Here is a 16047-nt window from a genome sequence, read left to right as displayed (position 1 = left end):
TTTTTTCGCCATAAATATTATATAACCTAAGTTGCAAAAATTTCAAGTAGTAATATGCAAAAAGGTGAACGTATTTCAAAACACATCCACCTTTAAATATTATTTTGCAATAATTTAATTCAAATTACTTAATAGTCCAACTGTTACTTTGCTTTTGCAAACTAGCCATATGACTATAAATACCATTTTGCTTTTCAAGTTCTGTTGGTGTGCCACTTTCTGCAACTGTACCGTTAGCTAAAACAACAATCTTGTCGGCATCTGCAACTGTTCTCATTCTATGGGCAATAATCAAAACTGTTTTATCTTTAATAAGCTTTGAAAGTGCATTTTGAATTAGAGTTTCATTTTCAACATCAAGTGATGCAGTTGCTTCATCAAGTAGAATAATCGGAGCATCCTTTAGAAACGCTCTGGCAATAGATATTCTCTGTCTTTCACCACCTGAAAGTTCACAACCGTTTTCACCTATTTCTGAGTTATAACCATTAGGTAACTTCTTTGCAAATTCATCACAATTTGCAAGTTTAGCTGCCTTTAGCACTTCTTCATCTGTGGCATCTTTTCTACCGATACGAATATTCTCCATAATTGTATTATTAAATAGTGTAACATCTTGGAAAACTATTGAATAAAGTGATAGTAATGTTTCCGGTTCAATCTTTGAAATATCCATACCACCTACTGTGATTGTACCACTATCAGTATCCCAAAATCTACTTGCAAGTCTTGATACTGTTGTTTTACCACCACCGGAAGGACCTACTAATGCAGTAATTTCACCTTGCTTTGCAGTAAAATTAACATTATTAAGGATTTTTTCTTTTCCGTTATAAGAGAATGAAACATTATTAAAATTAATATCATAACCCTTATTATCCATTTTTTCAGTACCTTGCTGAATTTCATGGTCAAGAATTTCGTTCATTCTGGCAATATTTGTCTTTGATGCAATAATTGCTGCTAAATTCTGTAATGAACCTTGTAGTGGGTCATATAATCTTGATACTACAAGTAAAAACATAAACATTGTGATTACAGATATACTACCATTTATAAGCTGATATGCACCTACTAAGGCAGTTGTAGCAATACCCAGTTTCAAAATCATTTGTGCTGAACCTACAAATACTGCTGTACCGAATTCAGTTTTAATAGCTTGTTTCTCAACATTATCAATTTTCTTATCTAATCCTTTTAGATAAGTTTCTTCTGCATTATTAGACTTAATATCTTGGATAGTTTCGATACATTCTTGAATACCGTCAGCACATTCAATCTTTGCTTTCATAGACTTTTTATTTAGCTTTTGCTGAATTTTTGATGAGAACAAAACAATACAGAAAGCAATAGGCAATACCCACAATGATGCAATAGCAAGTTTCCAATCAACAAAAAACAAACTAATTGCAATTAATGTTGTAGAAATAATTGCACCAAATAGTGGTGGGATAAAGTGGGAAAAAGCAGTTTCAAGATATGTACAGTCAGCCATAATAGTTGATGTTAAATCTGCTAAATCTTTTTTACCGAAAAATGAAAGTGGAATTTTTCTAAGTCTTTCGGCTAAAGTAATTCTTCTTACACCACTTTCTACATAAGTTGCAAGGAATGTACAGTTGTATTGTAAATAAGTTGATAAAGCAATTAAAAGAAGTGCTACTACTGTACCTACTATATAAAATACAATGTGACTTTGACTAATACTACCCTTTAGTAAATCATCAACTAAAAGATAAAGCAAACCTACAGGTAGCATAAATACAATATTCTGTAATGTACAAGCCAAGATACCTTTCAATAAATCTACTGCACCTTTATGTGAAAGTGCATATTTTTTCTGAATTTTCTTAATCATTTTACTACCTCCTTCTTAACTTTCCAATTTACAGAGGTCTGATAGTTCTTCCACATACTACTGAAGAAACCATTAGAATTAATTAATTCTTCACTTGAACCACTTTCTGCAATTTCACCATTGTTAATAACAAAGATTTTGTCAGCATTAATAACTGTTGAAAGTCTGTGGGCAATCATAATAACTGTTTTACCCTTAGAAAGTGTATTAAATGCCTGTTGTACTTTTGTTTCATTATCAGGATCAGCAAAGGCAGTTGCCTCATCAAGAATAACAATAGGACTATCCTTTAATATTGCCCTGGCAATAGCTATTCTCTGACACTCACCACCTGATAGATAAATACCGTTAGTACCTATTAAAGTATCAATACCGTTAGGTAGCTTATCTATAATATCCATACACTGAGCTTTCTGTAGTGCTGACAATACCTGTTCTTTTGTGGCATTTTCTTTGCCTAGTTTTACATTGTCATAAATAGTGCCTTTAATTAATCTACTGTTTTGGAATACGAAAGAAACAGTATTCATCAATTCTTCTTTTGAAATATCCTTTGAATTAATATTGCCGATTAAAACTTTCCCACTGTTAGGGTCAAAAAATCTTGCAATAATATTTGCTAAGGTGGATTTACCACCACCTGATAGTCCTACAAATGCTACTGTTTCACCTGAATTAATTTTTAAGCTAACATTATTTAGAGCCTTTTTCTCACCATCATAACTATAAGAAACATTCTTAAGTTCAACAGATCCATCCTTAGGTGACTGTGGAGTAGTTGATGACGAAAGAGGTTCTAACTCTAATACAGAGTTAATTCTATTCATTGCATCATTTAGAATTTGGTTATTTTCGCTTGCATGCATTGTTTTAGTCAATGTTACTGAAATAATAGGTGTAATGATTATATAGAAAATTAAGTTTAGAATAAATTCTGTTGTGATAGTATCTCTTGTAAAGAACAAAGTTCCACCGATTAAAAATGCAAATACACCGTTAATAAGCATTGTGTAGATTATCATAGGGAAACGCAATTCTTTTGTATAAGAAATTGCCCATTTACTATATCTGTCAATAGCACCCTTAAATCTTTTAAATGAAAATACTGACTGACCAAAGGTCTTAACAATAGGAATACCTCTTACATACTCAACAGCCTCATTTGACATATCATTAAGGGCGTTTTGGTATTCTTCCATTTTCTTCTGCATTCTTTTACCTGTCATAGTTGCCATAATGACAAAGGCTAACACAACCGGTATAATGCTAAGGAGACCTAATCTCCAATCAAAGAAGAATAACATAAATAATAGTGCAATAGGTGTTACAAAAGAATTTGCCATATCAGGTAATTGGTGAGCGAGATATGTTTCCGTTGCACCACTAGACTCATTAATAATACTTCTTAATTTACCACTACCGAAAGACTCAATCTTGCCTAGTGGTAATGTAGTAATATGGTGAGTCATAGTTTTTCTTAAATTTGCTTGTACTCTAAAAGCTGAAAAATGAGAACACATTAATGCACCGATATAAATCAGTATAGCAAGTACAGAAAAAATAACTGCCATCCAACCATAGTATGCAAGGTTCTCTGCATTCTTTAAGTCAGAAATATTATCAAGAATTTCTTTGATAATTTTCCAAATGTAAATGAAAGGAACTAATGCTACTAATGCACTAATACCTGACAGTACCCATGAAAGATATGTAAGGACTTTATATTTCCCTGCATATTTCATTAGGGTTGATAGATTTGATTTCTTTTTCATAAAATTCCTCCTAAAAATTAGTTAGTTATAGCTAACCTACATTTAAAAAATATAGGGTTTTAGAACCCCATAATTTTTTCCCAACCTGCAGTATAGAAATCTCTAAGTTGCTTAACATATACAACAGCCTCTTCTTTAGGCATACTGTGTCTTACAATCTCGAACATTCCACCAAACATACCACTTGCAAGAATATGACAAAGTTTCTTGTCAATTTCCGGTACTTCATAACCTAGTTTTCTTTGAACTTCTATAAATCTATAAGTTGACTCAACTTCTACCTCAACCATATTATGAATAAAGTGTTCATATGGTGTACCTTGTGAACAACAGATAATTAACTTAAAAATATCAAAATTATCATAAATATATTCAACACATCTTGAAATACAATCTCCGGAACAACTGCCCATATTTTCTCTTTTATTTTCGTCAGGAATACTGTCAAATTCTTCTTGTGACTCCATAAACATATGCATTACAGTTTTTGCTTGTTCTTCAACAAGACCACTAAACAAGGCCTCTTTATTAGAGAAATAGCCATAAAATGCACCTGTAGTTACATTAGCTTTCTTTACAATATTTCTTAATGATGAAGATAAGAAACCTTTTTCAAGAAATTCTTCCTTACCTGCATTTAAAATATTTTCAAGTGTTCCATTATCTTTATTTATCATACCGCACCTCATATAACATTGTTATATAACACTGTTATATTATAATCCCACATAATTATTTTGTCAATAGAAAAAGCGAGTAATTAGGATAATTCCTCTTTACTCGCTTATGAAATCAGTTACTGTCATACCTTTCTTTTAATTTTTCCAATGCCTTTTTCTCTATTCTTGAAACATATGACCTTGAAATATCCATAATTGAAGATACTTCTCTTTGAGTTAGTGGTTTACTGCCATTAAGTCCATATCTCAGATTGATAATTTGTAATTCTCTTTTAGTTAAAGTTTCTGTTAGGTACTTATTAATCTTTTGAAGATTTAACTTTTTATCAAGGTTATCTGCAAAATCATCATCAATAGAAAGTAAGTCCATTAATTTTAGGGTGTTACCGTCTTTGTCAATATCAACTGCATCTTCCAGAGAAACATTTTGTGAGGACTTTTTCAGATTTCTAAAGTGCATTAGAATTTCATTTTCAATACACCTTGATGCATAACTGCTGAGTTTTATATTTTTGTCCATATCAAATGTATTTATGGCCTTTATAAGTCCTATTGTACCGATTGAAACCAAATCATCTTGGTCAACATTTACTGCATAATATTTTTTAATAATATGTGCCACTAATCGCAAATTATGTTCTACTAAAATATTTCTAGCCTTAATATCGCCATTCTTGGACTTTAGAAGATATTCTTTTTCTTTTTCTTCTGATAATGGTTTAGGAAATTTTCCATTACCACATATGTGAAGAATAAAAGTAAAAATATACCGACCTAAAAAATTTATAAATTCCAGCACAACACCACCTCCAAATTATTAGTACATTTTATTCAATGAATTTGGCATTTTGCTTGTACTTATAATTTTTATTTAAACAGAAATAGATAACACCTAAATGGTATCAGCCTTTCTTATTACATATTGATTTTACTTTGATCGTTGCAGTACTTCACTGTAATCAATCTTAATAAGTGGTTCATCTCCGATTTTGTCTGCTGACTGATAAGCAATATGGCCTACAGTACCAACATAATTAATTGTGTTGTCCCTATTAACTGCCATAATATCAGAAGGCTTTCTTTCTGTTGGCTTTTTGTCGTCACTGAAAGTAAAGCCCTCACTTTCGGCATCAATCATAAACTGATTTGCTACTTCCTTATCCTTAAGATAAACATAGATTCTTCCTTCATTTTCTGCTAATAAGTTTTTAATTCTTGACATAAAAAATTCTCCCTTTGAGTATTAATTCCACAAAGAGAGGTAAAAAAATAACACCCATCGTTACCGATAGATGTTGACCAGTCTAAATATATACACACCATCGGTTAAGCTTTACCACCTTGCCTTTTGGTAGGTTGGTGTGCGATCATAGGGCTTACTCCCTCACGCACTCTTTATGGTAGTTTCATAATAACACTTTAATTAACATATGTCAATAGCTTTATAATAATTCTTTGAAAAGTAAAACTGACACCACTAGTGTGATGTCAGTTTTCTTTTATTAAGTTAATTCACCTTTACTTTACACTTTAGAGTTTCACCATTTGTTTTAACGATGATTACTGCATTACCTTTTTTCTTAGCTAGGATTTTGCCGTATTTATTTACGGTAACAATCTTAGTATTTGAAGAAGTGAACTTAGCAGTTCCTACTTTACCCATAACTTTCAGTGTATAGGATTTCTTTTTCTTTAGTGTAAGTGAAGTTTTGTTTAGCTTAGGTTTCTTCACTACAAGTGTCATAGTTTTAGATACCTTATTATTTGTAACGGTAATTTTAACTGTACCTAACTTATAAGTAGTGATTACACCCTTACTGTTTACCTTTGCAATTTTAGTATTGCTACTCTTATAAGTAGTTTTACCAACAGGATTTTTAATTGTAGCTTTTACAGTAGTTTTAGCCTTTACATAAACAGATTGTTTAGCTTTCTTTAGAGTAATAGTTGTTTTCTTTAACTTTGGAACAACCTTTTGGGCTACAATCACCTTACCACAAGTTGAACAATGAGAACCCTCAGTTAAACCTGTATGTGTATATGTAGGTTTTACTGCCTTATCCTTAACTACTGTATGTCCTAGCTTTGGAACTGTCTTTTGTGGAGTAATTACTTTGCCACATACTGAACAATGCTTACCTTCAGTTAGGCCATTCTTTTCACAAGTTGGTTTAACTTCTTTATCTATTACAACAGTATGAGGTGTTTTTTCAATAGCTTTCTCAGAAACTACATTATTACAAATAGAACATACATATTCCATTTTACCTGTTTCTTTACAAGTAGCTTCTTTAAGCACTTTCCAAGTACCGTTATGTAAAACTGTAACTGTTGTAGTAACTGTTTTACCATTTGAAGTAATGGTTAATGTTTGTTCACCGGCTTTTGTATTGTCAAAACCTGTTACTGTGTAATCATCAACATATGATGAAGAACCATCTGTATAAACTGCAACCAGCTTTAAACCGTCATTACAGAATGTTTCACCCTCAAAATACTGTTTTACTGAGAAATCAGTTGTGATAACCAGTTTCTCAACTTTATTTTCTACAACATTAATGTTATAAGTTGCTGAGATATTATTTGAAGTTGTAGCAGTAATTACTGCTTTACCACTCTTTATGAATGATACAACACCTAAGTTGTTAACTGTGGCTACTGAATTATTACTTGAAGTCCATTTAACTGACTTATTAGAAGTGTTATTTGGTGTAAAGTTGGCTATCATCTTTATTTTTTCTCCAACATAGAAAGTATTTTTATTTTCTGAATATGGAGAAGTTACATTAATTGAAGTTGCTTTTACTTCGTTTTTACCGATAAATTTAGCAGTAATTTCTGCGAATTCAGTCATTTCAAGAATATAGGTAGGGTCAGAACTTACCTTTTCACCGTTTACATACCAACCTGCAAAAATTGAGTCAGCTGACTTTTCTGCTGTAAGTGTTACATCATCACCAACAAAGTAGTAACCGTCACTACTTGTCTGTGTAACATTACCGTCACCCTCTGTAACAATAGTTAAAGGTAATTTCTTATTAGCCTTAAGAACTGTTGGTTCGGAGGTCATTACTTCTAGATTTTTATTTTCAAGAATTCTGATTGATAGATAATCCGAATTACTTAAACCTGTAACAGTAGCATCAACCTTATTGTTAATTGTTACTGCCTTTGACCAATCAGCATTTGCAGTTAATGAAGAAACCGTTGCTACTTGATATGAATAGTTTTCATTTAGGTTAGTTAGATAATACTTACCATCTGAATATTTAACTGAAACATTTTTGCTAACTGACTTTTTAGCATAAACATTTACTGTTGTAATCTTACCGGACATATTGTTGCCACTAGACTTTAGTCTAACTCTTAGGATAGTTCTTACTGTCTTAGGATATACATTAATATATCCGTCACAAGTATGCCATACACCATCTTCTGTACAATATTCATACTTATCATCAAACTTTTCTACTGTACGAAGATTGTTATAATCAATAGTTACTGTTGGTGCTGATGGCTGAGTGATACTTTCTTTTCTTTCAATATCAAAGATACTGTCTCTTGAAGATAAGATTTTTTCATAAACATAATCAAATACTTCTTCAATATCCTTTGCATTAATACCGAAGTAATCATTTACTTCTTTAACTATCTTTGCATCAAATTCTTCATCAGTATGAATAATATTTGAATTGTCACTATTAATATACTTATAGAATAGTTGTTCACCCAGTAGTCTAATCTGACAAAGTGACTTCATTTCATATAAAGTATATTCAGCTAATGAGTCGTCATTTAAAGAAGAATCATCAGAAACAATATCCTTAAATAGACCTGTTGAAAGGAGATTACTGTTTTTATTCTTATAACTGTTAGAAATTGTGTTGTAACCGGATTCTACTGCCATTGAAATATAGTTTGCAATAGCAAATGAATCTGCTGCCTCATACATATCACCAATGCCAAAGGCTAAATCTACTACTTGGAATGTAGCTGAAAGTGCTTCATACCAAATTGCCAACTTACCAAGTGACTTAGAAATAGCTTCATCAAGTACAATATTTGCAACTGAATTTGCAGTAGCTGAGGCGAAATTCTTAGCAAGTTCTAATCTAAAGTCATATGAGTCATTTAGTAACTGTGACTTTAGCTTTTTAGCCTCATCAGCGATTAGCTTTTTGTAGTTGGTATTAGCTGACTTATACATTAATGAATTAAGCTGAGAGTCTTTCATAAAATCTCTAAAGCGTTCTTCATCAGAATAATAACTGATTAAAGTATTTAGTAGTAATGTGGCTTGTTCGACAGATGCTTGAGCCTTTAACTGAGTATAAAGGTAACGAGAAGTAACTGCATCATTATAAGCATTAATAGGATTTTCTACTAATAATTCAACTGCCATACCACCGTATTCACTTACACCTGTGATACCCTTAAATAATGCTGAGTTTTCACTATAGCCTAGGTTATCACCAACTAGCTTTTTAAATGTAGTAACTGATATACCACCAACTGCTGATAGTCCAAGTTTCCCATAGAATGTATTAATAATTGAATCTTCATCAGTTGAGTTTTCTAAATTACCTGCTAATTCGTTTATTGTATTAGTGCTATCTAATGCATTACTGATAATAGCAGTTACCTTTTCTTTAGTTGTATTATCACCAAAGTCAAAGGAATCACAAGAACTTTTTATAACATAAAGAGCATTCTTAACTGCACTTACATACTGGTCACTTACTAATCCGTTAATGTTTTGTTCTGAATTATCATCGGTAATCATTTTAACCAATAATTCATCAATTAATTTCTTCTTATCATCCTTTGTAAGTGTTTCAAAATCAAGTGTTAAAGCAAGTTTTAGGCTATTATAAACACCCTCACCGAGAGAATTAGCCATATCACTGTTTTTAACATATAGGAAGTTGTTACCGTTTAATAGATAATCAGCTGATGACTTTCTGCTATTATCTTCTTTAGAAGTTAAGTCGTTAACTTTATCTGTAGAATTAGCAAAACTATAATAGTTAAAGTCTATCGGTGTTACTGTTACACCACCACCGATACCGTCAAGAACCTTATATGATGCTGACTTAAACTGTGCAATATCATCATAGTTAATTGCGTTATATGCTACATAATCAAAATAAATTGATTCGTCAGGTGCAAGAGTACTTATATTAGTTGCAATACTACCATCCTTTGAGTACTTATAATCAACATACTTACTTTGATTATCTGCTGATACAGTTCTAACATTCATTAGTCTTGCATCTACTGAAAAATCAGGAGAATAATTTTCATCTGATGGGTCAAGACCAAGTGCTGTTGAAGTAATATTCTTTACAATATTATTAAAGTCAAGAGAAGGACAAATTGCATCAATATTACCAACATTCTTTAGTCCGATATTAAAGTAGAAAGCATTGTTTCTGATTTCTTTACATACTTCAACATTAAACATTATGTTTGTCATACCGTAAACATCAATAGGTTCATCGGTTTTGAAAGAAGTCTTAACTGTTTCTTCAAACTCACTTAGCACACCGGAATAATCTGCTGACAAGTCATAAGAACCTACCTTATCACCACGAACAATCCATGACAGTGTCTTAGTTTCTTGACCTACAAGTTTATCAAACTTAACATTCTTACTGTTACACCATTCACCGGAAACATTATCCATTAGGTGAAGTCCATCAGGTACATTTAGGTTCACTTCATTATTTGTTAGGACAAAGTCTTTAGTTGCGTTATTTACAATATGAAGTTTTACATCAAAGAATTCTTTTAGCGTCTTTGCAGTAGCATCAAACTGTAGAATTGCAATAAACTCTTTATTCTCTTTGTTTGGAATAAAGCTAATGCCACTAATAGTAGAATTTCCGTTACCGTTAGGTTTGTTTTCGTTAGGTTTAGAGCCACCGGAATTAGAAACAGTATATTTTATAATTTTGTTATCATTTCTAATATACTTAATTGGAATTTCTTTTTCACCATATCTAACAGTAACTTCAACAGAATAAACATTTTGGTTAGCTGGGTCATATACATCGATACCTGCATCAACAATTTCGTTAAATGTCATTCTTGTTACTTCAAAAGTACCGGTAACAAGTTCTTCCTTAATCATAGTTAGAGTGATTTCTCTAGTTGCATTTGTAAGGACTGTTACATTCTTTCTAACAGGTAAATATCCTGACTTGTAACAACCTACTAATGTATCACCACCGGCAAGGTTGTATGAAGAGTAACCGTTACTATCGGTATAAATAACCTTTTGGTTATCTTCACCTAAATTAAAGTAAACAGGTGCTTGAGGAATAATCTTGCCCTTTTCATCAACTACTTTAACTTTTACTGTACCGATTGCAGTTCTTTCTTTAACTGTTACTGTGAAAGTTGCAGTTGACTGTTCACCAAATGAGTCTGTTACAGTTAGCTTAACTTCATATGTACCTGCTAATCTATAACTTTTAATAGGTTGAATATCATCAGAATAAGTGCCGTCACCAAAATCCCAATGATATGAAACAATACTGTCGTCATCTGTTGAAGAATAACCGTCAAAATATTCTTCAACTCCCTTTTCCATTACTTCATTACCGTTGATTCTGGCAACAGGTTTTTCGTTATTTTCTTTATCTCCAACAGTTTTGTATTCTACTGTATTTGATAAAGTTGAGGAGTAGTTACCTGACTCATCATAAGTTTCTACTTTGTAAGTATATTTTGAATCAGACTTAGAACAGATAGTATCATAAAATTCATATGAATGGTTAGAAGAAACTTGTCTTGAACCTAAGTATGTTTCTCTACCCTTTTCATCAATTCTGTAAACCTTAAAGCCTGATAGGTCACTGTCTTTATTATCTGACCAATTAAGAGTTACTGTGTTTTTCTTAATTTCTGCTTTTAGGTTATTAATTGATGGTGCTAAATCATCATATGTATAAGTATAAACTTTGCTATATTCTGACTTTAGACCACTTGTATCCGTACAATATACTCTAACATAAACTTTCTTTGAGTTAGTAATACCTGATAAAGGAATATCAGCTGATACTGTTTTATAGTCAGCATTTATGTTCTTCACTGTACTAAATGTTTTGTAATTATCTTCACCCTCAATTTTATATTCAAAAGTAACTGTATCTACTAAGTAATTATCCTTTACTAAAGCACTTACTGTATGGAACTGTTTACTGATTGAAGAATTGCTATCAGGAGAGATACTAATAACTTCAGGAGAAATTATATCCTCAGCAAGTTTTGCACTTACTGTCTGTGAGAATTCACTTACATTGCCTACTGTATCTGTAACGGCAATTTTGTAATAATATACTGTGCCACTCTTTGCAGTAGTATCGTAGTAATTAATTTGCTTTAATCCACTTGCAAGTAGGATAAATCCACTATCCTTTTCAGTTGAACGATATACCGAATAAGTTGACAAGTCTTCTTCAGAACCCTGTAGCCATGTTAAATAGATTGCATTATCTGTACTTGTAGCTACTAAATTTGTAGGTGAAGATGGTGCAGTTTTGTCAATCATATATTCAACAAATGGTGCATTACTTGAAGTATCACTAACATTACCGGCAAAGTCGGTTGCAACTGCTCTTACATAAATACTGCCGTCATTAAACTCATCAACATTTACATTAAATGAATATGTTGCAGTTTTTGATGCTATTGTAAATTCTTTATTTGATAGAGATTTCCAAGTTTTTAAGTCAGTTGAAATTTGAATTTCTATTGACTTAATACCGTAGTTGTCCCCGGCTGTTGCACTAAAGTTAATTACTGAATTTCTTCTACCGGCTGATGGTGATAATGAAGTAACTACAGGTGCAGTTGTATCATCAGTAGTTGTAACTTCTAATGTATCGGAATATCCACCAATATTACCGATTTTATCAACACCTGCTACACGATAAATATGAGTTGTATTTGGTGTTAAGTTTTCAATAACACAACCGTTATCGGTAATGTTATCTTTCACTACCTTAAAGTTACCGTTTTCCAATTTCTCTTCTAGAACATAACTAGCTAAATCTTCAGCCTTTGGTTGTTTCCATTTTAAAGTAACTTTTGTAGAAAGAACTTTACTGATAGTAAAATCTGTTACCTTATCAGGTCCTTGATTATCAATCTTGTACTTAACAATCTTAGGTTCACTTTCGTTACCCTGTAAGTCATATACAACTGACTTAACAGAAATTTCTGTATCAGTTAATTCTTTAGTATTGAAAGCAAATGTAAATGGAGAATTCTTCACTGTATCAATTAAAGTCCAATTTTCTTCATCTGTACTATAGTATAGCTTTGCACTACCTAACATTAGATTGTCTGTTGCTTCAACTGTAATCTTCTGTACATTACCGATATAGCTATAACTTGATGGGGTTATTGAAGTAATTACAGGCGGTTCTTCATCAATACCACGCATTGCAATAGTTTCATTAGAATTTTCACTTACAATGCCAAAGCTGTTTTCTGTAATTACATAGTAAGTATATAGTCTGTTTTTCTTTACATTTGTATCAGTATAAGAAAGAATATCTCTACCCTTAATTGTAGTTAATAGAGAGAAATCTGTATCAACTTCGGATTTTCTATAAATTTTGTAAATCTTACTATCTACTTCACTGGACTTTGACCATGAAATCTTAATATCATTGTAGTCACCTAATGCAACAACATTCTGGATTTTTTCAGGTACACTCTTATCTACACGAATTGTACCTTCCTTTTCTACTGTTACATTGTCAATATCTGTATAAGTAAATAGAACTTTATATTCACCGTTTGGAATATCTTCAACATCTAAATCAAAGTTAAAGTAAATTTTGTCGCTGATAACTGCATTTGACTTACCGACAAATATTCTATTATTATCCTTGTTAAAGTAATATAGTTTACCTAAAACTGCATTACCATCTAAATCAATACCGTTATTTTCATTCTTTGCACTTACAGTAATTGAACCGTCTTGTACAGAAACAGTATTTTGACTATGAGGAGTAGTAATATCAAGAACATCCATTGAATGTGGAGTTACTGATAATTTAGTACCTCTTGTTTTATCTCCTGCATCATTCACACCATAAACTGTATATTCATAAGTTTTGTTAGGTGTTAAATCATAATCAATAAACTGATTATTCTTTGGTGTTGCAATCTGTTCACCATCTCTAGTAATAATATAACTTGTAACAGTATCGTTTTGGTGCTTAGACCATGTAAGTTTTACTGTTTTGCTATATACATTAGAAGCAGTTAGATTTCTAACACCACACTTCATAGTATCTGTTGAGAATACTGCATTATTCTTGTACTTATCAAACTTATCTACAAAATTATCCTTAGTTTCTACCGGAACAAAAATTGTTTCCAGAGAATTCATTGAATAGAATAAATCTTCAAAAGGACAATTTGGAATATTAGTACCTGTAAACATAAACTCCTTAACAGAAGTCATTTCATTAAATGGACTATAGTAATAATAATTGTTTGAACCGATATTTTTGATATTTGTACCCAGTACAACGCTTTCAACATTTTTACAATTTCTAAATGCCTCGTCATAAATATCTGTTATTAAATCAGGAATTCTGATTTCACCCTTAATAGCAGAACAATTTGCAAAAGCATATCTTGAAATTGCAGTTAGTTTTTCTGATAGAGTTAATGATGTAATACTACTACAGTTTTGGAATGCACCTTCACCCATTGAAGTTACACTATCAGGAATAATAAGTTCACCTGTAAGGCTTGTACAATTTTGGAACGCATATGTACCGATAGTTTCCACTGAACCTAAGTCAAGTGAAGTTAAAGCCTTAGCATTTCTAAATGCATAAGAACCGATAGATGTGCCATTCTTGTTACCCTCAATCTTTAGAGTAACAATACTACTGTCACCGTCAAAAGCACTACTACCGATAGAAATTACTGAACTTGGTACTCTCAGGTCACCACTTATACTTGTACAGTTTGCAAAAGCTGATGAACCGATAGTAGTAAGGTTATTATTTAAGTTTACACTTTCAAGAGAAGTACAACCATAAAATGCTCTGCTACCGATATTCTCAAGATTTTTATTTACTTCATATGATGTTAGATTAATACAATTTTCAAAAGCATAAGAAGAAATTGACTTTAGATTTTCATTGAAAATCACTTTTTCAATGGTACTGTTATTTTGGAATGCTGAAATTTCAATAGTTTCAACATTTTCAGGAATTGTTACTACTGTATCATTACCTTGATATAGTAATAACTCACTCTTGTCATTAACAATAAAGTCATCTTTGCAACCTAAAACCTTGTATCTTGCATTGTTAATATATGCTGAATATGTATAACCAAATGACTTGTATGCCTTTAGAGTTACATATACAGTTTGTAGTCTATTCATTGAATAGAAAATATCGTTAAATGATGCTGATGGTAATGTATCACCTTTAAATGTAAATTCCTTTACAGAATTCATGCCGTTGAACGGGTTGTAGTAGTAATAATTACTGCTACCGATAGTTTGAACATTCTTACCTAAAGTAACTGTTTCAACACTTGAACAATTATTAAATGCATGATTATCAATAATAGTTACTGAATCAGGAACTTCGATGCTTTCTAAACTTTTACAACCATCAAAAGTATATGCACTAATTCTAGTTAGAGAATCAGGAATTTCAACATTAGCAATACTTGAACAGTTTTGGAATGCACCTGTTGTAACTGTTATAACACTGGTTGGGATAACTAATGTATCAATAATATTGCTACAATTTCTAAATGCATATTCACCAATTGTTTTTAGAGTATCATTAAACTGTACTTTTGTATTGATACCTTTACAGTTATCAAATGCATACTTACCGATTGAAGTAACATTACCCAGTGAAATTGACTTTATAGAAGTATCATTTTGGAATGAACAGTCACCAATTTTAATTTCTTCATTGTTACTTGCAATTTCAACAGAAGTTAATGAAGTACAATTAGCGAAAGAATAATTACCTACACTTCTTGTGTTTTCAGAAATTTTTAATACACCTGAAAGTTTTGTACAACCATAGAAAGCACTATTACCAATAGAACTAATTAAGTTATTGAAAATAACTGTTTCTAGATTTGTACAACTATAAAAAGCTGATTGGTTAATTTTCTTAATATTCTTAGAGAAAGTTACCTTTTTGATATTTGTGTTATTCTTAAATGCTGAGTCACCGATTTCTGTTACATCATCAGGAATTACAACATCTGTGTCAGTACCTGAATATTGAAGTAGTACACCATCCTTAATAACAAAGTCACTGTCTGAAATCATAACAATTCTAGCATTATTGATATATGGTGAAAATCTGGTTACATAATCACTATAACCATCAACCGGAACATAGACAGTTTCTAGGTTATTCATATATTCAAAAGTATCTGCACATGGAGTTGTAGGTACTTTTTCAGTATTAAATGTAATCTTCTTTACACTAGTCATATTATAAAATGGATTATAGTAATAACCATTTGATGTACCTAGTTGAGTTAAACCTTTACCCAGTTCAATTTCTGTTACAGCTGAACAATTTTCAAAAGCACAATTTTCTATTGTTTTTATATTATCAGGAATAGTTATTTTCTTTAAAGATGTACAATTAGCAAATGATTCATAGCCTATCACTTCTAAGTTTTTAGAAAATTCTATCTCATTAATATTTTTGCAACTAGA

The 16047-nt window shown here is 31.5% G+C and carries 6 protein-coding genes and 1 riboswitch; all 6 genes read right to left on the bottom strand.

Annotation, left to right across the window (positions count from 1 at the left end):
* Nucleotides 1–124: 124 nt before the first annotated feature.
* The 6 genes from WMO18_RS07100 to WMO18_RS07075 all read right to left on the bottom strand — a co-directional run bounded on the left by WMO18_RS07100 (nt 125) and on the right by WMO18_RS07075 (nt 16032).
* Nucleotides 125–1858 (bottom strand): ABC transporter ATP-binding protein, encoded by a 1734-nt coding sequence (locus WMO18_RS07100; protein WP_211147851.1) that lies wholly within the window; start codon nt 1856–1858, stop codon nt 125–127.
* Nucleotides 1855–3630: an ABC transporter ATP-binding protein gene (locus WMO18_RS07095; protein ID WP_211147852.1), complete on the bottom strand. Its 1776-nt coding sequence runs from the start codon at nt 3628–3630 to the stop codon at nt 1855–1857. Before WMO18_RS07095 ends, WMO18_RS07100 begins: the two co-directional genes overlap by 4 nt.
* Nucleotides 3631–3689: 59 nt before the next feature.
* Nucleotides 3690–4307, bottom strand: coding sequence for a TetR/AcrR family transcriptional regulator (locus WMO18_RS07090; RefSeq protein WP_022505542.1), 618 nt, complete (start codon nt 4305–4307; stop codon nt 3690–3692).
* 115 nt (nt 4308–4422) lie between these two features.
* A complete protein-coding gene (gene sigK / locus WMO18_RS07085) occupies nt 4423–5109 on the bottom strand; it encodes an RNA polymerase sporulation sigma factor SigK (RefSeq protein ID WP_022505541.1) in 687 nt (228 codons plus the stop codon).
* A gap of 129 nt (nt 5110–5238) precedes the next feature.
* Nucleotides 5239–5532, bottom strand: coding sequence for a hypothetical protein (locus WMO18_RS07080; protein ID WP_211148257.1), 294 nt, complete (start codon nt 5530–5532; stop codon nt 5239–5241).
* 94 nt (nt 5533–5626) lie between these two features.
* Nucleotides 5627–5714, bottom strand: a riboswitch (SAM riboswitch).
* A 103-nt stretch (nt 5715–5817) separates the two neighbouring features.
* Nucleotides 5818–16032: a leucine-rich repeat protein gene (locus WMO18_RS07075; RefSeq protein ID WP_367286497.1), complete on the bottom strand. Its 10215-nt coding sequence runs from the start codon at nt 16030–16032 to the stop codon at nt 5818–5820.
* Nucleotides 16033–16047: the final 15 nt, after the last annotated feature.

It is taken from the genome of Ruminococcoides intestinihominis (assembly GCF_040096285.1).
Lineage (GTDB): Bacteria > Bacillota > Clostridia > Oscillospirales > Acutalibacteraceae > Ruminococcoides > Ruminococcoides intestinihominis.
The sequence above is the reverse complement of the archived record's forward strand: the minus strand, read 5'-3'. Positions and strand labels throughout refer to the sequence as shown.